Origin of the sequence: Cupriavidus sp. UYPR2.512, from assembly GCF_000379565.1 — a bacterium.
Taxonomy (GTDB): Bacteria; Pseudomonadota; Gammaproteobacteria; order Burkholderiales; family Burkholderiaceae; genus Cupriavidus.
In genome coordinates, this window is sequence record NZ_KB903159.1 from 15,362 (window position 1) to 35,559 (window position 20,198).

The window sequence follows — 20,198 nt, forward strand, 5'->3', positions numbered from 1 at the left end:
TCAGTCCCGAGGCCATTCGGAATACCGGCGCGAACGGTCGCCAACCCATGCGCAGAATGCCTGCGGGCGTTCGTCTGGTGCCAGACTGCGGCAAGCTTTCGCAATCTCAGCGTATTGCGCGACTTCATCGCCAAGGTAGTACCAGCGCAGCCGTTCCATCCACTGCCGGCCTTGCGCGGGATCGCCGGTCAGCGCCAGCAGCCATGCGGTGCGTGCGATCATGGTCGGTGTAGGCAGCAGGTGGACGGCGGCGATGTGGGCGGGCAACAACTCTGCCGCATTGGCCGGCGTAATGGTGGCCAGGCCGGCAGCATCGGCCTGTGCATGCTGGCGGAACCAGAAGCGCGGCATCGGCAAGGCGTTGCGGCCTTCACTGCTGGCATATTCGCGGGCTTCGGCGCGGCGGTAGTCTTGCCACATGGTGGCCAGCACCGCCGCAGCCACCACGACAAACGCGATCGCCAGCCCCCGTGCCACTGGTATCGGCACGCGCCAGCGCCCGAAGCCCGACGGCTCCAGCCAACCGAGCATGAAGCAGAACGGCAGGAAGAAATACAGGTAGTGCAGCGGGTATTCGAGCATCGAATGCCCGCACAGCATCGCCAGCCAGGTGAGCACCAGCACAGTCTGCTTGCGCTCCGCGCTATCGCCATGCCACAAGCGAACGCGAACCACGCGCCATAGCCACGCCAGCAGGATCAGGCCCACGCCGGCGGTGCCGACGATGCCCGTCTTCGCCAGCAGGTCGAGAATGGCGTTGTGGGCGTGCAGGGACATTTCCACCTTTACGCCGACTTGCTGCAACTGTTGGAACTGGGCCCAGCCGAACTCGCCCCAGCCTACGCCGAACCAGGGGTGGGAGCGGAACATTGCCAGCGCATGCGCCCACAGCGCGCTGCGTGCGGAAACCTGGTCCTCGGCCTTCAGTTGTGCAATCGTATCGAACAGGTGCCAGTCGAATGTCTGTCCTGCTGCCTTGATCGCCGGCTGCAAGACAAGCAGCATCACGACCAACGCAACCGCCGCGACGATCAGGCCAGGCGGGCGGCGGATCGGGTCGGCATCGCGGCTCACGTCTCGCGCAAGCCATGCCGCGACCAGCGCATATGTGGCCGCTAGCCCGACGTGAAGCACGCCGGTGCGCGAGCCGGACAATACGATGCCGCTTTCCAGCAATGCCACGGCGACCAGCCACATCGGGAAGCGCAGCGATCCGCGCGAGGCAAGCCATACGGATGCCACCAGTGCTAGTCCTTCAACGGTGGCTTGATGATTGGGCTGGTTGAGGTTGCCCCAGAGGCGGCGGTTGTCGTCGTAGAAATAGGTGGAGACGAAGCCGAAGGACTTGGACTCGAGATGGAACAGCTGCGCCCACTGCGCCAAGGTGCCGAAAAGGCCGGCGATGAAGAAGGCGACGGCGATGGCTGTGGTGAGGCTTTGCCTCGCTTCATTGTCGGCGCTGCGGGCCTGGCGCAAGGCGGCACACATGACCACCGCGCCGAGCGCCAACGTCAGTTGGGAGGCGAGGCGGCTTCCGGTGTAGTCAATGGCGCCAGAGGCCGCCTGGACCAGGCTGGTGAGGATGAGCCACAGCGGAACCAAGACTACCCAAGGGACTGCCTTGCCATTGGCAGCGCCCGCCTGCCTTGCGCCGGCGATGAGGCTCAGGGCGGCAAGAGAGAACAGAAGTGCGCAGGCCCATTCACCGTAGAAGGTCGCGAGCGGCAGGGTATGTCGGGATACCAGCAGCGGGACGGTAATCGTGAAGGCTAGGTAGATCGCCGGGATGGCGGTCCTGGGCTGCGGCATGCGGTGCCTTGGTGGGGAAAAGGCGCATGATAGCTTGGTGAATGGGGAAAGAAAAAGCGCCCGAAGGCGCTTTGAGGCTGAGCAAGCGAAACTCAGATTCCAGTCTTGGCCCTCGTGCAGGGCGCGGCCCCCGAATTCGAGGCAACCCATTTCATCGCGTTCGGATCAGTAATATCCGGGGTCAGCGTTACTTCGCATCCCAGCAGGGCCGCCTTGCCCGTAATTACGATGGCGCCAGTGGCGGCCGTCAGCGTAACAGTGCCATTAACAGGCGTGGGAAGCGATGGGTAGCCGGTGGCTGCCTTGAGCAAAACGTCAGTATCGCACTTCGCAGCAATAACCCCATTGCTCAATTGAGTACACTCTGCGACGGCCAGCTTCAGCGGGGCAACTTGAGAGAAGTTATCCGACCACCGGCTACGCGTCACATAATCCTGATACTGCGGAATAGCAATAGCCGCCAAAATACCAATGATCGCCACCACGATCATCAGTTCGATCAGCGTAAAGCCCTTCTGGACTCGACGGCCCAGCTTCTTCAGTTGTTGTACCCGTTGCATGATTTGACCCCTCGAAGAGATTTTGGTTAAGCGTTGCACGTCTTCGTTTTTCGTGACGCGGGGACGATTGAGCAGTAAGCGTGCCAGCGGCATCCCCGTCCGTAGGGGGTGAAAAGCGACAAATTTCGTCACCCATCAGGGGGATGCTTGCCGGATGCGCCAAAATTTGTCATCTGCGCCCGCTAGCACGGCGTAAACCGACAAAATGTGCGATCACTCACATGAGTTAGTTGGCTAAGGCACCGACAATCGCATTGCCGGGCCACCAATGAAAGAAGGGCGGCCGCTTGGCCGCCCTTCTCGCCTGTGCGCAGTCTTGTCAGGCCGTCTGCGCCGACCGGCGGCTCAGCAGCTTGCCCATGAGCACCACCAGGATCGCGCCCACGGCGCCGAATACCAGGTGGGCGTGCGGCACGTGGACTTCGAACCAGGCGGCGTCGATCGGATCGCTGACCAGCATTTCGCCGGCCAGGTAGCCCAGCAGCGCGGCGCCCAGCACGATGATGACTGGGAAGCGTTCCATCACCTTGAGCAGGATGGTGCTGCCGAACACGATCAGCGGGATCGACAGGCCCAGGCCCAGGATCAGCAGCATCAGCTGGCTGCCTTCGGGGCCCTTCTGGGCGGCGGCGGCCACGGCCACCACGTTGTCGAGCGACATCACCAGGTCGGCAATCAGGATAGTGCGGATGGCGGCCCAGATATTGTCCTTGGCGTCGTGGCCGTCCTCGTCGTCTTCGCCGGTCAGCAGTTGCACGCCGATGTAGACCAGCAGCACGGCGCCGATGATCTTCAGGTACGGCAGGCTCAGCAGCTTGACCGCAGCCACGGTCAGCACCACGCGCATGATGATGGCGGCGGCGCTGCCCCAGAAGATGGCCTTCTTCTGCTGGGCGGGCGGCAGGTTGCGCGAGGCGAGCGCGATCACTACCGCGTTGTCGCCGGACAGGACGATATTGGTCAGGATGATCGATCCCAACGCAATCCAGAATGTGGTGGAAGACAGCAGTTCCACGGCAGGGCTCCTTGATTTTTTTAGATGGTACACCCCGTCATCTAACGGGATTTCGGATGTCTCAAAACACGAACATGACTGTTTACCGCACGAACCTTACGATTAGATTTCAATTCAGTAATGTTACGTGTGAGCTACCCCAAAAGTGGCCCAACAGAAAGACAATGCCCCCGCGCTGGCGGGGGCATTTGCCTGACTCGTCACTCCGCGCTCGCACGCGGCAATGACAAGGTAAAACTTACAGCATTGCCTTCAGCAGGCGGCCCATTTCCGACGGATTCTTGGTCACCTTGATGCCGCAGGCTTCCATGATTTCCAGCTTGGCCTGGGCGGTATCGGCACCGCCCGAGATCAGCGCGCCGGCGTGGCCCATGCGCTTGCCCGGAGGCGCGGTCACGCCAGCGATGAAGCCAACCACCGGCTTCTTCATGTTTTCCTTGATCCAGTAAGCCGCGTTGGCTTCGTCCGGACCGCCGATCTCACCGATCATGACCACGGCGTCCGTTTCCGGATCGTCGTTGAACATCTTCATCACGTCGATGTGCTTCAGGCCGTTGATGGGGTCGCCACCAATGCCGACAGCCGACGACTGGCCCAGGCCCAGCGCGGTCAGCTGGCCCACGGCTTCGTACGTCAGCGTGCCCGAGCGCGACACCACGCCGATGCGGCCCTTCTTGTGGATGTGGCCCGGCATGATGCCGATCTTGATTTCGTCCGGCGTGATCAGGCCCGGGCAGTTCGGTCCCAGCAGCAGGGTCTTCTTCTTCTCGCGGCGCATGCGGTCCTTCACTTCCATCATGTCGCGCACGGGGATGCCTTCGGTGATGCAGACCACCAGGTCCAGGTCGGCGTCAACCGCTTCCCAGATCGCGGCAGCGGCGCCTGCCGGCGGCACGTAGATGACCGACACGGTGGCGCCGGTCTGGGCCTTGGCGTCCTTGACGCTGGCGTAGATGGGAATGCCTTCGAAGTCTTCACCGGCCTTCTTCGGGTTCACGCCCGCGACGAAGCAGTTCTTGCCGTTGGCGTAGTCGCGGCAGCCACGGGTGTGGAACTGGCCGGTCTTGCCGGTGATGCCCTGGGTGATGACCTTGGTGTCTTTGTTGATCAGAATCGACATGCTGTAATCCTTTGCTTGGCGACGAGCGGCGCGCGCAAGGGCGCATCAAAGCGCCTGCGCCGCCCGCGTTCGCGTATGGTTGCGTTCGTGCGACGGCTTACTTGCCAGCGGCAGCGGCCACCACCTTCTGGGCGGCTTCTTCCATCGTGTCGGCCGAGATGATGGGCAGGCCCGAGTCGGCCAGCATCTTCTTGCCGAGGTCTTCGTTGGTGCCCTTCATGCGCACGACCAGCGGCACCGTCAGGTGCACGGCCTTGGAAGCGGAGATCACGCCTTCGGCGATCACGTCGCAACGCATGATGCCGCCGAAGATGTTGACCAGGATGGCCTCCACGTTCGGGTTGCTCAGCATCAGCTTGAAGGCTTCGGTCACCTTCTCGGTGGTGGCACCGCCGCCCACGTCGAGGAAGTTGGCCGGCTCGCCGCCGAACAGCTTGATGGTGTCCATGGTGGCCATGGCCAGGCCGGCGCCGTTCACCAGGCAGCCGATGTTGCCGTCCAGCGAGATGTAGGCCAGGTCGAACTTCGAGGCTTCGATTTCGTTGGCGTCTTCCTCATCCAGGTCGCGGTAGGCAACGATTTCCGGGTGACGGAACAGCGCGTTCGAGTCGAAGTTGAACTTGGCGTCCAGCGCGATGACCTTGCCGTCGCCGGTCAGGATCAGCGGGTTGATTTCAGCCAGCGAAGCGTCGGTTTCATAGAACGCCTTGTACAGGCCTTGCAGGGCCTGGCGGGCTTGCGCCACGCTCGCGTCGGGCACGCCGATCTTGCGGGCGATGTCGTCGGCTTCAGCGTCGGTCAGGCCGACCGACGGCTCAATGATCAGGGTGTGGATCTTTTCCGGGCTGTGGGCAGCGACCTCTTCGATGTCCATGCCGCCTTCGCTCGAGGCCATCAGCGCGACCTTCTGCGAAACACGGTCCACCACCAGCGAAACGTACAGTTCCTTCTTGATGTCGGCGCCTTCTTCGATCAGCAGGCGGTTGACCTTCTTGCCTTCCGGGCCAGTCTGGTGCGTGACCAGTTGCATGCCCAGGATGTTCGAGGCGTAGGTCTTGACGTCGTCGATGCTCTTGGCAACCTTCACGCCGCCGCCCTTGCCGCGGCCACCCGCATGAATCTGAGCCTTGACGACCCACACCGGGCCGCCGAGCGTTTCTGCGGCCTTCAGGGCCTCGTCAACCGAGAACGCGGGGATGCCGCGCGGAACCGGCACATTGTATTTGCGCAGGATTTCCTTGCCTTGATACTCATGGATATTCATGCGTGTTTCCTTTCGGGTAGGCGTAAAAGGTAGAAGGGAAGAATCTGAAAGAAGACGAACTCTCTCGTCAGGCTGGCCAATCCTGAGAATCAGCCGGAGGTGCCGGTCGGCCGCTCGGCCGGGACAGCGTCGTTGCCGTCGGTTGCGTCACCACCGCGGTCGCCATTGGCCGCGGCCGGCGCCTGAGGCACCGTTGCGACGGCAGTCGCTGCCTCGGCCCGTACCTTGGGCGTCGGCTGGTGACCATACCAGCGCGGGTAAAACTGACGAACCACCTCGCCATCGAAACGCAGGGCGTGGCAGCCGTTCAACTGATAGGGCGGCTCCGGATTCGGGTCGTCCTCGCCGTTGTCGCGGATATTGATGACTTCACCGGCAAAGGCCTGGATCGCCGTGCTGGGCAGCACGCCGGCGGCCTCGGTCAGGTGCGAGCATCCGTGCATGGCGCCCAGGCGCTCGCGCACGGCCTTGCGAAAGCCCTGGCGCAGGTTCAGGCCGATCAGCTTGCGGTAAGCCGGGCCGATCGTGTCGCAATGGGACGGATACGGCACCCAGTCCGAGCAGGCCTCGGCATCCAGCACCGTCATTGCCTCATTGATCGTGACGCGCAGCCACAGGTCGTGCAGGGGCTGGCCCACCGGCCGGACGCGGTCGCCGGCCAGTTCGATGTCGCGAGGTTTGGTGTCGGTCAGGCGCACCTCGATATCCCACAAGCCGTCCTCTCTCTGGTACGCCTCGGCCGTAATGGCGCGACGGTGACGCTGGGAGCGGTTGACGGGCTGGGACAGAGGCATGGCCAGGCTGGAAATACGGGGGCTGGGGAACGGCGGTGCCGGAGCACCGAATAACCGGGGGAGTTTAACATGCCGCGCCGCGTTGGCCGGGAACATCCTTGCGCAGCAACTGTCGCCGCGGGATTGTTGGCCGACCATGACACCCGGCATGGCGCGGCGCCTTGCCGCAATGCACCAGCGGAACACGGACTCAGCGATGGCAACAAAATCGTCGCCAGTCCAGCCCGGAGATAACGCAATGCAGCGAATACACCCTGATGGCAGTGCAGGTAATCCGAGCTAAAAATGTCGTATGCGCCATACGCCGGCACTTAACCCTCGTCGCCGTAGTCTTCGTCCGCGCCCTGGATGATCTTGCTGACGACCGCACGCGAAAACCCGCGCGCCACCATGAAGCGGATCTGCTTTGCCCGCGCCTCGGGCGTGTCCGGCGGGGTGCCGAAGCGCTTGCGCCAGACCTCCCGGGCGCGCGCCACTTCCGTGGCGCGCAGCCGCTCCTGCAGATCACCCAGCTGCTCGCTGCCGAGCTTGTGGGTCTTGGCTTCCTGCATCACGCGCGCGGTGCCATAGCGGGCGCCGCGGCGGTGCACCAGGCTGTCGGCAAAGCGCTGGTTCGACAGCCAGTTCTCGCGCTCCAGTGCGTCCAGCAACTGCTCCAGCTGCTCGGCCGACTCGGCATGCGGCGCCAGCTTGCGTGCCAGTTCGGCGCGGCTGTGCTCGCGGCGCGACAGGTAGCCGACGGCGCGGGCCTTCAGCGAAAGCGGGGGACGGGTTGCCATGGGTTGCCGGGAATCTGTGGATGGTGGGGGCCGCGCCAAGCAAAAAGGCCGGGGCATCGGCGATGCCCCGGCCTTCGGGATGGCGCAATGGCCGCTGGCGCGGTCAGTCTTCGACCGCTACCGCGGTGGCAGCCGTCGTGGGGTTCATGGCCACCACGCCCAGCGCCGCGCGCACCTTGTTTTCGATCTCGTCGGCAATATCCGGGTTCTCGCGCAGGTATTCGCGCGCGTTGTCCTTGCCCTGGCCGATCTTGTCGCCGTTGTAGCTGTACCAGGCGCCGGACTTCTCAACGATCTTGGCGTCCACGCCCAGGTCGATGATCTCGCCCTGGCGCGAGATGCCCTGGCCGTACAGGATGTCGAAGAAGGCTTCGCGGAACGGCGGCGACACCTTGTTCTTGACCACCTTGACCTTGGTCTCGTTGCCGATCACGTCGTCGCCCTTCTTGATCGAGCCGATGCGGCGGATATCCAGGCGCACCGAGGCGTAGAACTTCAGCGCGTTGCCACCGGTGGTGGTTTCCGGCGAGCCGAACATCACGCCGATCTTCATGCGGATCTGGTTGATGAAGATCACCAGGCAGTTGGTGCGCTTGATGGTGCCGGTCAGCTTGCGCAGCGCCTGGCTCATCAGGCGGGCCTGCAGGCCCGGCAGCGAGTCGCCCATTTCGCCTTCGATTTCGGCCTTGGGCACCAGCGCCGCCACCGAGTCGATCACGATCAGGTCGATCGAGCCCGAGCGCACCAGCGCGTCGGTGATTTCCAGCGCCTGCTCGCCGGTGTCCGGCTGCGAGATCAGCAGGTCGCCGACATTGACGCCCACCTTGTTGGCGTAGCTGACGTCCAGCGCGTGCTCGGCGTCGATAAAGGCGCAGGTGCCGCCCAGCTTCTGCATCTCGGCCACGACTTGCAGCGTCAGCGTGGTCTTGCCCGACGATTCCGGACCATAGATCTCGACCACGCGGCCGCGCGGCAGGCCGCCGACGCCAAGCGCGATGTCCAGGCCGAGCGAACCGGTGGATACCACCTGGATGTCCTTTTCGACCTCGCCGTCGCCCAGGCGCATGATCGAGCCCTTGCCGAACTGCTTCTCGATCTGGGAGAGCGCGGCGGCAAGCGCCTTCTGCTTCTCGGCGCTCACGCCGGCACCTGCCTTCTTGTCGTCCATGGTCGTCCTTGAATCAATGGTGTATAAATAGGCCGCATGTGGCGCGGCACCGGCATTTTCCGGCTCCAGCGCCGGCCCGGCTGTCTGCGCGGCCGCTCTCCAGGGGGTCTCCCCGGACGGCCTCAGCGGAACGTGCGGGTACTGTATAAAAAAACAGTATGCTTGGCAAGCCCCATCACGCCGCTTGCGCTGATTGCGCGCCGGCGCCGGCTATGCCGGCCACGGGTGGAGACAACCATGCGCATTCTGATTGCCGAAGATGACGACGTGCTGGCCGACGGCCTGACGCGCTCGCTACGCCACTCTGGCTATGCCGTCGACCACGTCACCAACGGCCTGGAAGCCGATTCCGCGCTGTCGACCCAGACCTTCGACCTGCTGATCCTGGACCTGGGCCTGCCGCGCATGTCCGGGCTGGAAGTGCTCAAGCGCCTGCGCGCGCGCGGCGCCATGCTGCCGGTGCTGATCCTGACCGCCGCCGACAGCGTCGACGAGCGCGTCAAGGGCCTGGACCTGGGGGCCGACGACTATATGGCCAAGCCCTTTGCCCTGTCCGAGCTGGAAGCACGCGTGCGCGCGCTGGTGCGGCGCGGCGCCGGCGGCGGCGCTACGCTGATGCGGCACGGGCCGCTGGCCTACGACCAGGTCGGGCGCATCGCCTATCTCAACGAGCAGATGCTGGAGCTGTCCGCGCGCGAGATCGGGCTGCTGGAGATCCTGCTGACACGCTGCGGCCGCCTGGTATCGAAAGAGCAGCTGGTGGACCACCTGTGCGAGTGGGGCGAGGAAGTCAGCAACAACGCCATCGAGGTCTACGTGCACCGGCTGCGCAAGAAGATTGAAGTCGGCGGCATCCGCATCGCCACCGTGCGCGGGCTTGGCTACTGCCTGGAGAAATTCCAGCCGGCGGTGGCCACGCACCACTGATCCCCGCCCGACGCCACCGCAGGCCAAGGAGCGACCTGAGCGCAAACCGCCAAGATGAGCCTGCTGCGACTGCCCTGGCGGCGCGTGCCCCGCGCCGCGCCACCTCCTCCTTCCGCCGCCCCGGCGCCGGACGCCGCCGACCAGGACCTGGCCGACGCACTGCCGCACCTGGAGGAAAGCACCGCGCATCCGTCGCCGCGCTCATTGTTCGGCGAGATCCTCGACTGGATGCTGGCGCCGCTGCTGCTGCTCTGGCCGATGAGCATCGCGGTGACCTACCTGGTGGCCAAGTCGATTGCCAACGGGCCCTTCGACCGCGCGCTGGAAGCCAGCGCCATCGTGCTGTCGCAGCAGGTGCGCGAGGTCAACGGGCGCATCACGCTGCAGCTGCCGCTGTCGGCGCGCGAGATCCTGCGCGCCGACGAGACCGACAACATCTATTACCAGGTGGTCGGCAAGCGCGGCGAGTACATCGCCGGCGACCACGACCTGCCGCTGCCGTCCGAGGAGGACCAGGGCCATGCGGGCCTGGTGTCCCTGCGCGATGACCGCGTGGCCGGCAACGACGTGCGCGTGGCCTACACCTATGTCGACCTGAAGCAGGTCAGCGGCACCCAGCCGGTGCTGGTGCAGGTGGCCGAGACCCTGGACAAGCGCGCGCGCCTGGCCAACGAGATCATCAAGGGGGTGATCCTGCCGCAGTTCGTGATCCTGCCGCTAGCGGTGGTGCTGGTGTGGTTCGGGCTGTCGCGCGGGCTGGCGCCGCTGACCGCGATCCAGCAGCGCATCCGCGCGCGCAACCCCGGCGATACCAGCCCGATCGACGAACGCGCCGCGCCGCAGGAAATCACGCCGCTGGTGGGTTCGTTCAACGACCTGCTGGCGCGCCTGGACCAGTCAGTGCAGACTCAGAAGCGCTTTATCGCCGATGCCGCGCACCAGATGAAGACACCGCTGGCGGGCCTGCGCATGCAGGCCGAGCTGGCGCAGCGCGAGCAGTCGCCGGAAGAGCTGCGGCGCTCGCTGGCGCAGATCGCCGGCAGCTCTGAGCGCACCGCGCACCTGGTCACGCAGCTGCTGTCGCTGGCGCGCATGGAAAACCTGGCGGGCACCGGCGGCATGGCGGCGCTGGACCTGGCGGCACTCGCGCGCGAGGTGGTCAAGGACTGGCTGCCGCAGGCCTGGGCGCGCGACATCGACCTGGGCCTGGATGCCGGCGACCATCCGGTGATGGTGCAGGGCAACCGCCTGATGCTGACCGAGATGCTGAACAACCTGCTCGACAACGCCATCCGCTACACCCCGCGCGGCGGTCACGCCACGGTGCGCGTCAGCGCCGATGCCTTCGAGCCGTTCGCCTACCTGGATGTGGAAGACACCGGCCCGGGCATTGCGCCGGCCGAGCGCGAGCGCGTGATGGAGCGCTTCTACCGCGTGCTCGGCACCAATACCGAAGGCAGCGGCCTGGGCCTGGCCATCGTGCGCGAGATCGTGCAGCAGCACGGCGGCGACGTCCAGATTTCCGATCACGTCTACCAGCAATCGCCACGGCTGGCCGGCGCGCATTTCCGTGTGACGCTGCGCCAGCCCACCGAATCCCCGCCCGCATGAACGAGACGCCCGCCCCCGACCTTGCCGAAGCCCGCCAGCGCCTGGCCTGGCGACGCAACCTGCGCTGGATCTGCGGCTTGCTCGCGATCTGGTTCACGGTCACCTTCGTGGTGGCGTGGTTTGCCCGCGAACTGCGCTTCAGCTTCTTTGGCTGGCCGTTCTCGTTCTGGGTCGGCGCGCAAGGCGCGCTGGTAGTCTACGTGCTGATGGCCGCGCTCTACGCGTGGCGCATGAACCGGATCGACGCCGAAGCCGACAGCCCGGCCGCCGCCCCCGCTGCCGTGCCGTCACAGGGTGCCTCGCGTGGACCAGGCGCCGATGCTGCATAGCGGCACACCTGCAAAGCGCATCGCGACGCCAAGCCACTGCCCCGATTCCCCGCAGCGCAGCATCCGGAGCTCCGCCGGCGGCTAGCGTATACCCCGACGGTTTTGGCGTTGTCGCGCCGGAATCTGTCAGAACGCAGTAAGTTTCGCCACCCACAATCCTTTGCAACTCTGGCACAGCGGCCAGCCGCGCGGGCCTTCCCGCGCGCCCCGCCCCGCCCCGCCCGAGATCCATTCCAGACGGAGGAGACAAATGGCAAATGTGCAAAACGTTGCAGTGCCCGGAGGGGGCGCGCAAAACGCACCGATGACCCATGAAGAGCGCAAGGTGATCCTTGCCTCATCGCTGGGCACGGTGTTCGAGTGGTATGACTTCTACCTGTACGGCTCGCTGGCGGCGATCATCGCCAAGCAGTTCTTTGCCGGCCTGGACCCCACCTCGGCCTTCATCTTCGCGCTGCTCGCCTTCGCTGCCGGCTTTATCGTGCGGCCATTCGGCGCGCTGGTGTTCGGCCGCCTGGGCGACATGATCGGGCGCAAGTACACCTTCCTGGTGACGATCCTGATCATGGGCATGTCGACCTTCATCGTCGGCCTGCTGCCCGGCTACAACACCATCGGCTGGGCCGCCCCGGTGATCCTGATCGCGCTGCGCATGCTGCAGGGCCTGGCGCTCGGCGGCGAGTACGGCGGCGCCGCCACCTATGTGGCCGAGCACGCCCCGCACGGCAAGCGCGGCGCCTACACCGCGTGGATCCAGACCACGGCGACGCTGGGCCTGTTCCTGTCGCTGATCGTGATTCTGCTGTGCCGCAACCTGATCGGGCCAGACTTTGAGGTCTGGGGCTGGCGCATTCCGTTCCTGGTCTCGATCCTGCTGCTCGGCATGTCGGTCTACATCCGGCTGTCGATGAGCGAATCGCCGGCCTTCCAGCGCATGAAGGCTGAAGGCAAGACTTCGAAGGCTCCGCTGACGGAAAGCTTCGCCCAGTGGCGCAACCTGAAGATCGTGATCCTCGCGCTGGTGGGCCTGACCGCCGGCCAGGCAGTGGTGTGGTACACCGGCCAGTTTTACTCGCTGTTCTTCCTGACCCAGGTGGTCAAGGTCGACGCCACCACGGCCAACCTGCTGATCGCCGGCGCGCTCGTCATCGGCACGCCGTTCTTCATCTTCTTTGGCTCGCTGTCCGACAAGATCGGCCGCAAGTGGATCATCATGGCCGGCTGCGCGCTGGCGGTGCTGACCTACTTCCCGATCTTCAAGGGCATCACCCACTACGCCAACCCCGCGCTCGAGCGCGCCCAGAAGACGGCCCAGATCGTCGTCACCGCCGATCCGAAGCAATGCTCCTTCCAGGGCAGCCCGATCGCCCGCGAGATCGACTTCCGCAGCTCGTGCGACATCGTCAAGCGCACCCTGGCGCAGGCATCGGCCAGCTATGAGGTGGTCGACGCGCCCGCCGGCACCACCGCCACGGTGAAGATCGGCGACAAGGAGATCCCCGCCTTCAACGCCAGCCTGGTCCCCGCCGGCCACAGCTTCGACGACGCCAGCAAGAAGCAGATTGCCAGCTTCAAAAAGCAAGTGGCGGACTCCATGGCCGCCGCCGGCTACCCGACCAAGGCCGACCCTGCGCAACTGAACACCATCATGGTGCTGGTGCTGCTGACCATCCTGGTGATCTACGTCACCATGGTCTACGGCCCGATCGCCGCCATGCTGGTGGAACTGTTCCCGACCCGCATCCGCTACACCTCGATGTCGCTGCCCTACCATATCGGCAACGGCTGGTTCGGGGGCCTGCTGCCCACCATCTCGTTCGCGCTGGTGGCACAGAACGGCAACATCTACTACGGCCTCTGGTACCCGATCATCATCGCCGCCATCACCTTCGTGATCGGCGGGCTGTTCGTGCGCGAGACCAAGGACGTGAACATCTACGCCAACGACTGAGCGGTCATGCGGCACTAACGAAAACGGCAGGCCATCCGGCCTGCCGTTTTTTCATGGGAGGAACCTTCCTGCAAAATCTTCAGGGGAAGGTGTTGACAGTCGCGAAAGCGTAGGTATAATCTCAGTCTTCGTTGGCGAATTAGCTCAGTCGGTTAGAGCGACGGAATCATAATCCGCAGGTCCGGGGTTCGAGTCCCTGATTCGCCACCATCTATTTGAAAAGCCGCGTTCTCGCAAGAGATCGCGGCTTTTTGCTTTGGTTTTGCCAGGCTGGAAAAGCGGGCCGCCCACCATGGAGGAGCGGCCACCGACAGCGCTTACCAGTAACGCACGCGCCCGGTATCGATGTGCACGAACTGGTCAGACTCGTAGAAGCCGACGCCCCCGCCCTGCAATGACTTGGCCGCGTCGCGCACGTCCGCCAGCGGCACGCCGGCCAGGCGGATGTCGATGGCCTTGCCGTCCATGTGCAGGCTGTGCCTGGCCACGCCGCCGCCGCGCGTGTTGCGCAGGCGCGAGTTGGTGGCCGGGCTGCGGTAGCCGGAAATGACCTGGAACGGCTGGTCGGTGCCAAGCTCGCGGCGGACCTGGAACAGCAGGTCGAACAGCTGCGGGTCGATCATGCCGACCTTGCCGGAGTAGTGATCGCGCAGGAAGCCGTTGAGCGTAGTCAGCGCGTCGGGCACGAAGCGGTCGCCAACGGCATAGACCAAGGACACGCGTTCGCCGGTGTGGGTGTGGTCGAAAGCCAGCGTGCGGGCGTCCGGCAGGCCTGCCAGGGCCTGGCTTGCAGACAGGCTGGCCAGCGCCTGGCGCGGCGCCAGCGGCATCAGGCCGGCGGCAAGGGCCAGGCCTCCGGTGGTATGAAGAAAGCGGCGGCGTGCCTTGCGCGTCGCATCAGTCATGGTACTTCCTCTGAATGTGCCAGTGGCGCCTCAGTGGGTGGTGCCGGAGGCGCTTGCAATAGCTGGTTGCTGGGGTCGTCCGTTGCGTTGCCGCAGCGCCTTGTCCAGCAATTTGTCGTGACCGTAAATGTCAGGCAAGAAGGATACACGACCATCGGCGCGCGCAATGACCGTGCCGTAGGCCAGCACCACCGGCAAGGGCTGCTGCAGGCGCACCGTATTGGACTTGCCACGCGTCATCGCTTCGCGGATCCGGGTCTCGTTCCAGTCCGGCATATCCTGCATCACGAACTGCGCCAATGCTACTGGGGCTTCCACGCGGATGCAGCCGTGGCTGAAGTCGCGCCGGTCGCGCTTGAACAGCTGCGGCGAGGGCGTGTGGTGCAGGTAGATGTTCTCGTTGTTGGGAAACATGAACTTGATATCGCCCAGTGCGTTCAGCGGCCCCGGCCGCTGGCGGATGCGCATGCGGCCGTTCAGCACTGCTTCGAGATTCTCGTCGGACAGCGTGGTCACGGCCTTGCCTTCGCCATTGACGAACTCCAGGCCCTGCCGGTTGAAATAGGCCGGATCGCGGCGCAGCTGCGGCACGGTCTCTCGGCGCGCGATCGAGGGCGGGATGTTCCAGTACGGGCTGAACTCGATGTAGCGCATATCCTCCTCGAACAGCGGCGTGCGCGTATCCAGTGCCTTGCCGACGATCACCTTCATTTCGAGCTTGATGTCGAGCTTGCCGTCGCGGATCTCATAGGCGCGCAGCATGAACTCAGGCACGTTCACCACGATCATGCGCGGACCGTCCAACGGCGTCCAGCGCAGCCGCTCCATGGTCAGTTCGATTTGCCGCACACGGCTGGCGATGGGCAGGTTGAGTTGTGCCAACGTGCCCGCGCCGATCACGCCGTCGGCCTCCAGGCCGTGGCGCGACTGGAACGCCTTGACGCCGTCGACCAGGGCGCCTTCGTAGCGGGCCGGCGCCTGGGTGCCGGCGGGCAGGTCGCCCAGCCCAACCAGGCGTGCAGCCAACGCCGCGGCACCGGCCCAGGGCTGGCCCGGCGTCAGCTTGCTTGCCGGCAAGGGTGGCAGCGGCTGCCCCCAGGCCGGCTGCTTTGCGATCTCGCGGTACCGCGCCAGGGCCTCTCGCAGCGTGCCATAGAGCGGGAAGGTGGGCGCTGCCCGGCGGATGGCGTCGGGCAGCCGCTGCTGCGCGACGGCATCGCGCAGCCAGATGGCGGCATCGAAGGGCCGTTCCGCCTGCGGGGCAAAGTTGGCATGGACCGCGCGCGGGTTGACGCGTCCGCCGTGCAGGTCTGCCAGCATGCGCTCCATCGCGGCGCTCAGTGCCGCATCCACGCGTGCAGCGGCGTCCGGCGGCAATGCTGGCCCGCTGCCGGCCTGAATCACGGCCTGGCGCAAGGCGTCGGCATCGTAGTCGCGCGGATCGAGGCCGTCGGCCGCGGCCGCGGCCAGCGCATCGACGGCCTGGCGGGCCGCCGGCACCGGACGGCCCTGCGCAAACCACATCGGATCGTTGGCGAAGGCAGGCGTGGCCAGGCATGCGGCGGCGCAGGCAAGCACGACAGCGCCCAGGCGGCGTGCGGCGGCATTCAGGTACGGTGGCATCGGGCGAAAAGTTCGGATTCGTCACACACGCCCACAGTCTACCCGCGATGGCGGCACGGTGCGGCAAGACACTCGGGGTGCGCGTCACCACACCAGCTGATGCCGACGCGCGTAGTCCACCATTTCAACCAGGGAGCCGACATTGAGCTTGGCCATGATGTTAGCCTTGTGGGTACTGACCGTCTTGCTGCTGATCAGCAGTTGCGCGGCGATCGACTTGTTGGAATGGCCGCGCGCCAGGTACTGCAGGATGGTGATTTCGCGGTTGCTCAGCCTCGCATAGCCGGATTCCCGCTGCTCGCCGATATGGCGCACGGTCTCCAGTGTATCCATGGGAAATACCAGGTAGCCGCTCAGCACGCCGCGCACGGCCTGCATCACCTCGGCCAGTCCACGCTGCTTGGCCACAAAGCCATGGGCGCCTGCGCGCAGCGCCCGCACCGCCGCCAGCGTGCCGTCGCTGTCGGACAGTACCAGCAAGGGCACGCTGGGCAGCGTCGCCGCGACGCGCCGGACAAAGTCGATGCCCGGATTGCCGAAGCGGTCGACATCAACCAGCACCAGCCCCGGCCGGTGCTCGCGCACCAGCCGGAACGCTTCCGGCATGCCGTCCGTTTCCAGTACTTCGCCGGCGTCCAGCTCAGCGCATAGTTCAGCGGACAGCGTGGCGCGGAACTGGGAAGGTTCGTCGACGATCAGCGCGAGATGCAATTTGAGGCTCCTTAACGACTGGCATGGCTTGGCCTGGTGCCAAGGTTAAGGGGCCGGAGAGATCCTGACGCGCCGAATCCTCGCCGCGCAGATGCGGCAAAATCTGCATCAGAGTCAGACTTTTCTGCGTCGCGCTGTTTTCGTATCGATGCCGCGGTAGGCGTTACCCGTTGGCAGCGTCAAGGACTTCAGTCAGCTTGCGGCTCGCATCCAGCGCCGCGGGGAACCCGCAGTAGACCGCGCTGTGCACCATCAGCTCGCGCAGTTCCTGCGGCGTAACGCCGTTGGCGAGCGCGCCACGCAGGTGCCCGGCCAGCTCCTGCGGCCGGTTCAGCGCAATCAGCATCGACACTGTGGCCAGGCTGCGCTGCTTGCGGTCCAGGCCGTCGCGGGTCCAGACCGTGCCCCAGGCGAACTCCGTCACCAGTTGCTGCAGGCTGGTGTCGCCCTGCTGCGCGGCGGCGTCCAGCGCGCGCCGGACGTGCTCGGGGCCGAGCACTTCGGTGCGCACGTCAAGACCGGCCTCGAAGGCCGGCGTGGGGGTATAGGCGGGAGATTGGCTGGGTTCGGCCATGGCTTGGGTCTCCGGTTTGGGTGGATGCCCCATGGTAGCCGAACCGGTCAAGCAGATTCGAGAGGCCGCGGCATCAGTGCCGCGGCCCCGGGTCATTCCGTGCCTGCGGGCAGGAAGCGCGGTGCCGGCGCCGAACGCGGCACCTCGCGCTCGCCCTGCTGGTACAGCCGATACGTGCCGCGTGCCTGGTTGTGCGGATGGCGCGCGGCCTCGTCCAGGGTCAGCACGCGCGCAAAGCACACGTCGGTGCCGCCCAGCACCGCCTCCCAGTGGGTGCTGGGCTTGCCTGCGATGCACGCGGCAATGCGCGCCTTCACCGCGGGCCACTGGGCGCGGTCATACTGCGCGGCGGGGTCGATACCGGTCAGTTCGAGCCGCTCGAGCAGCTCGCGGTAGAACTGCGGTTCAAGCGCGCCCAGCGTGATGGCGCGGCCGTCGGCACAAGGGAAGACGTCATAGAACGGCGAATCGTGGAAGGGGCTGGGTTGCGGGCCGCCCAGCGTGCCGGCTGCGCGCGACACCTGCACCAGCGAGCCCAGCATGGCGACGATATCGGTGATGGCCGCATCCACCACACAGCCCTCGCCGCTGGCGCGCGCGCTCAGGATGGCGCTGGTGATGCCGAATGCCAGGCCAAGCGCGCCGGTGGCATCGCCCACCACGGTCGGCGGCACCATCGGCAGCTCGCCCTCGCGCGCGGCCATCGACAAGAGGCCGGTCAGCGCGATGTAGTTGAGGTCGTGGCCGGCGCTCTGCGACAGCGGGCCGGACTGGCCCCAGCCGGTCATGCGGCCGTAGACCAGGCGCGGATTGCGTGCATGGCACGCCTTCGGGCCCAGGCCGAGGCGCTCCATCGCGCCCGGGCGCAGTCCTTCGATCAGCGCGTCGGCGCCGGCCACCAGGTCCAGCGCGGCGGCCACGTCTTGCGGCGACTTCAAGTTCAGTTGCACCACGCGCTTGCCGTGCTCCAGCTCCATCTCAGGCGGCACGGGCTGGCCGCGCAGGATGCGGCGGGCATCCGGCGCGACCGGGCGGGTCACCAGCGTGACCTCGGCGCCCAGGCCGGCCAGCATCGCACCGCACAACGGGCCGGGGCCGATGCCTTCGAATTCCACTACCTTGATGCCGCGCAGGGGCAGGAGGTTGCCACGCTCACTCATGATCGTCGTCTCCGGAATCGCCGCCCGCGCCATCGCCGGGGGCAGCTTGCATTGAATTTGTCTGGGATGGGCCGTGCCTGCAGCAGCGCGGGCGTGCCAATGCCTGCCGCGGAGCTCGGGAGCATGCTACGCGCCACCGCGTTGACGGGGCAATGGCCAAATGCTTCAGCCGGATTGACGGAATCCGTCAGCTGGCCGGCTATCGCACGGCGGGATCTGATAAATCCGATCCGACTTGATCTAAATCGGGTCCTGGCAGGACACTAGGCACCATGATGGTTCCAGTGGCAGTGCCGCCTCATGGCGCACCGCCTGCCGACAGCCCCCATCCAGGAGATTCCCGACATGACCAATATCGTGCTCGCCACCGACGGCTCGGCCTTCAGCGACGCCGCGGCCCGTTTTATCGCCGAAGGCAAGCTGCTGCAGAGCGGATTCACCGTGCATGTCGTGCATGTGGCGCCGGAAGTGAGCGGCCAGGTGCGCGCCTTTGTCAGCAAGGAAACCATCGACGACTGGCACAAGGAGGCCAGCGACAAGGCCATGGCGGCGGTCTGCGACATCCTGTCCGCAGCCAAGGTGCCGTTTGAGCGGCATCCGCTGCACGGCTTCGCGCCGGAGCGCATCGTCGCCTGTGCGCGCTCGGTCGACGCCGCGGCCATCGTGATGGGCACGCATGGCCGGGGTTCGTTCTTCGATGCGGTGATCGGTTCAGTCGCGGGCCGCGTGCTGGCGCAGGCCGAGTGCCCGGTGCTGCTGGTCAAGGCGCCGGAAAAGAAGGGTTGAGCAAGGCGGCGAAATAGCGGCGCCCTGGCGGCGCCGCCCGGTAGGCCTCAGGCGCCCCACAGGGGCGCTTCGTCCATCAGCGCTACCTGTTCGCGCAGCTCCAGGATGCGGTCCTGCCAGTAGCGCGCCGTGCCGAACCACGGGAACGCGGCCGGAAAGGCCGGGTCGGCCCAGCGGCTGGCCAGCCAGGCGCTGTAGTGCAGCAGCCGCAGCGTGCGCAGCGCTTCCACCAGCCATAGTTCGCGCGGCTGGAAATCGGCGAAGTCTTCATAGCCGGCAACAATATCGGCCAGCTGGTCCTGCATGGCCGCGCGGTCGCCCTCCAGCAGCATCCAGATGTCCTGGATCGCCGGCGCCATGCGGCTGTCGTCGAAGTCCACGAAGTGCGGGCCCGGCGCGCCATGGGTGCCGCCGCGCGCATCGTCCTCGTCGATCCACAGCACGTTGCCGCGATGGCAGTCGCCGTGGGTGCGCAGCAGGCGCACCTCGCCGGCGCGCTCATAGCAGCGGCGCACGCCGTCCAGCGCCAGGTCCGTCACCGATTGCCACGCGGGCAGCAGGTCGGCGGGAATGCAGCCGCTGGCGAGCAGCCAGTCGCGCGGGGCAATGCCGAAGGTTTCCAGATCCAGCGCCGGGCGCGCCTGGTAGGGCTGCGTCGCCCCCAGCGCGTGGATGCGGCCGATAAAGCGGCCGAGCCAGGTCAGCGTGTCGGAACGGTCCAGCGCGGGCTCGCGGCCGCCGCAGCGGGGGAATACCGCGAAGCGGAAGCCGGCGTGATGCAGCAGCGTGCCGGCCTCGCCCGGTGCCAGCACCATGGCCGGCACGGCCGGGATCTCGGCATCGGCCAGCTGCTGCACGAAGGTGTGTTCTTCCAGGATGGCCGCGTCGGTCCAGCGGCCCGGACGGTAGAACTTGGCGATGACTGGCGCGGCATCCTCGATGCCCAGCTGCCAGACGCGGTTCTCGTAGCTGTTGAGCGCCAGCAGGCGCCCGTCGGGGCGCAGGCCGGCGCCTTCCAGCGCGTCCAGCATCAGCGCCGGCGTCAGGCCGGCGTAGGGAACGCCGGGCTCGGCCGGGGCATCGGACGCGTGCATGGTGTCAGCCCTGATCCG

The 20,198-nt window shown here is 66.0% G+C and carries 19 protein-coding genes and 1 tRNA gene; 6 read left to right on the top strand and 14 right to left on the bottom strand.

Annotated elements, in window-relative coordinates; all coding sequences use genetic code 11:
- From A3A5_RS0127430 to recA, 8 genes are all read right to left on the bottom strand, one after another.
- A complete protein-coding gene (locus A3A5_RS0127430; RefSeq protein WP_018313670.1) occupies nt 1–1,809 on the bottom strand; it encodes a Wzy polymerase domain-containing protein in 1,809 nt (602 codons plus the stop codon).
- 92 nt (nt 1,810–1,901) lie between these two features.
- Entirely contained in the window at nt 1,902–2,369 is a 468-nt protein-coding gene (locus A3A5_RS0127435; protein ID WP_018313671.1) for a prepilin-type N-terminal cleavage/methylation domain-containing protein, read from the bottom strand.
- Nucleotides 2,370–2,688: 319 nt separating this feature from the next.
- Nucleotides 2,689–3,384, bottom strand: a complete 696-nt coding sequence (locus A3A5_RS0127440) for a TerC family protein (RefSeq protein WP_018313672.1) — start codon at nt 3,382–3,384, stop codon at nt 2,689–2,691.
- 238 nt (nt 3,385–3,622) lie between these two features.
- Nucleotides 3,623–4,504, bottom strand: a complete 882-nt coding sequence (sucD, locus tag A3A5_RS0127445; RefSeq protein ID WP_011614568.1) for a succinate--CoA ligase subunit alpha — start codon at nt 4,502–4,504, stop codon at nt 3,623–3,625.
- 97 nt (nt 4,505–4,601) lie between these two features.
- Nucleotides 4,602–5,768, bottom strand: coding sequence for an ADP-forming succinate--CoA ligase subunit beta (gene sucC, locus A3A5_RS0127450; RefSeq protein WP_013955623.1), 1,167 nt, complete (start codon nt 5,766–5,768; stop codon nt 4,602–4,604).
- A gap of 89 nt (nt 5,769–5,857) precedes the next feature.
- Complete coding sequence (locus A3A5_RS0127455; RefSeq protein ID WP_026201192.1) at nt 5,858–6,562, bottom strand: DUF2889 domain-containing protein; 705 nt, start codon at nt 6,560–6,562, stop codon at nt 5,858–5,860.
- 311 nt (nt 6,563–6,873) lie between these two features.
- Nucleotides 6,874–7,341, bottom strand: a complete 468-nt coding sequence (recX, locus tag A3A5_RS0127460) for a recombination regulator RecX (RefSeq protein WP_018313674.1) — start codon at nt 7,339–7,341, stop codon at nt 6,874–6,876.
- Between the two features lie 103 nt (nt 7,342–7,444).
- On the bottom strand, nt 7,445–8,509 hold the full coding sequence (recA, locus tag A3A5_RS0127465; protein WP_018313675.1) for a recombinase RecA: 1,065 nt from the start codon (nt 8,507–8,509) through the stop codon (nt 7,445–7,447).
- Between the two features lie 237 nt (nt 8,510–8,746).
- Between recA and A3A5_RS0127470 the strand changes: the two genes are divergently transcribed.
- From A3A5_RS0127470 to A3A5_RS0127490, 5 genes are all read left to right on the top strand, one after another.
- Nucleotides 8,747–9,436 carry a response regulator transcription factor gene (locus A3A5_RS0127470; protein ID WP_018313676.1) on the top strand — a complete coding sequence of 230 codons (690 nt, stop codon included), beginning with the start codon at nt 8,747–8,749 and terminating at the stop codon, nt 9,434–9,436.
- Nucleotides 9,437–9,490: 54 nt separating this feature from the next.
- Nucleotides 9,491–11,047: a sensor histidine kinase gene (locus tag A3A5_RS0127475; RefSeq protein WP_018313677.1), complete on the top strand. Its 1,557-nt coding sequence runs from the start codon at nt 9,491–9,493 to the stop codon at nt 11,045–11,047.
- Nucleotides 11,044–11,376 (top strand): DUF4212 domain-containing protein, encoded by a 333-nt coding sequence (locus tag A3A5_RS0127480; RefSeq protein WP_018313678.1) that lies wholly within the window; start codon nt 11,044–11,046, stop codon nt 11,374–11,376. The genes A3A5_RS0127475 and A3A5_RS0127480 overlap by 4 nt, the downstream gene beginning before the upstream one ends.
- Nucleotides 11,377–11,626: 250 nt before the next feature.
- A complete protein-coding gene (locus A3A5_RS0127485) occupies nt 11,627–13,327 on the top strand; it encodes an MFS transporter (RefSeq protein ID WP_026201193.1) in 1,701 nt (566 codons plus the stop codon).
- 133 nt (nt 13,328–13,460) lie between these two features.
- Nucleotides 13,461–13,537, top strand: a tRNA-Met gene (locus tag A3A5_RS0127490).
- A gap of 107 nt (nt 13,538–13,644) precedes the next feature.
- Here the strand turns inward: A3A5_RS0127490 and A3A5_RS0127495 are convergent.
- From A3A5_RS0127495 to A3A5_RS0127515, 5 genes are all read right to left on the bottom strand, one after another.
- Complete coding sequence (locus A3A5_RS0127495) at nt 13,645–14,232, bottom strand: DUF882 domain-containing protein (RefSeq protein ID WP_018313680.1); 588 nt, start codon at nt 14,230–14,232, stop codon at nt 13,645–13,647.
- A 30-nt stretch (nt 14,233–14,262) separates the two neighbouring features.
- Nucleotides 14,263–15,855: a murein L,D-transpeptidase gene (locus tag A3A5_RS0127500; RefSeq protein ID WP_018313681.1), complete on the bottom strand. Its 1,593-nt coding sequence runs from the start codon at nt 15,853–15,855 to the stop codon at nt 14,263–14,265.
- A gap of 84 nt (nt 15,856–15,939) precedes the next feature.
- Complete coding sequence (locus A3A5_RS0127505) at nt 15,940–16,566, bottom strand: LuxR C-terminal-related transcriptional regulator (RefSeq protein WP_018313682.1); 627 nt, start codon at nt 16,564–16,566, stop codon at nt 15,940–15,942.
- Between the two features lie 163 nt (nt 16,567–16,729).
- Complete coding sequence (locus A3A5_RS0127510) at nt 16,730–17,140, bottom strand: carboxymuconolactone decarboxylase family protein (RefSeq protein WP_018313683.1); 411 nt, start codon at nt 17,138–17,140, stop codon at nt 16,730–16,732.
- Nucleotides 17,141–17,232: 92 nt separating this feature from the next.
- Nucleotides 17,233–18,300, bottom strand: a complete 1,068-nt coding sequence (locus A3A5_RS0127515; protein WP_018313684.1) for a CaiB/BaiF CoA-transferase family protein — start codon at nt 18,298–18,300, stop codon at nt 17,233–17,235.
- A 345-nt stretch (nt 18,301–18,645) separates the two neighbouring features.
- Here A3A5_RS0127515 and A3A5_RS0127520 point away from each other — a divergent pair, with 345 nt between their 5' ends.
- Nucleotides 18,646–19,086 (top strand): universal stress protein, encoded by a 441-nt coding sequence (locus A3A5_RS0127520; protein WP_018313685.1) that lies wholly within the window; start codon nt 18,646–18,648, stop codon nt 19,084–19,086.
- Between the two features lie 47 nt (nt 19,087–19,133).
- Here A3A5_RS0127520 and A3A5_RS0127525 read toward each other — a convergent pair whose 3' ends face one another.
- Nucleotides 19,134–20,180, bottom strand: a complete 1,047-nt coding sequence (locus tag A3A5_RS0127525) for a serine/threonine protein kinase (RefSeq protein ID WP_018313686.1) — start codon at nt 20,178–20,180, stop codon at nt 19,134–19,136.
- Between the last annotated feature and the right edge of the window lie 18 nt (nt 20,181–20,198).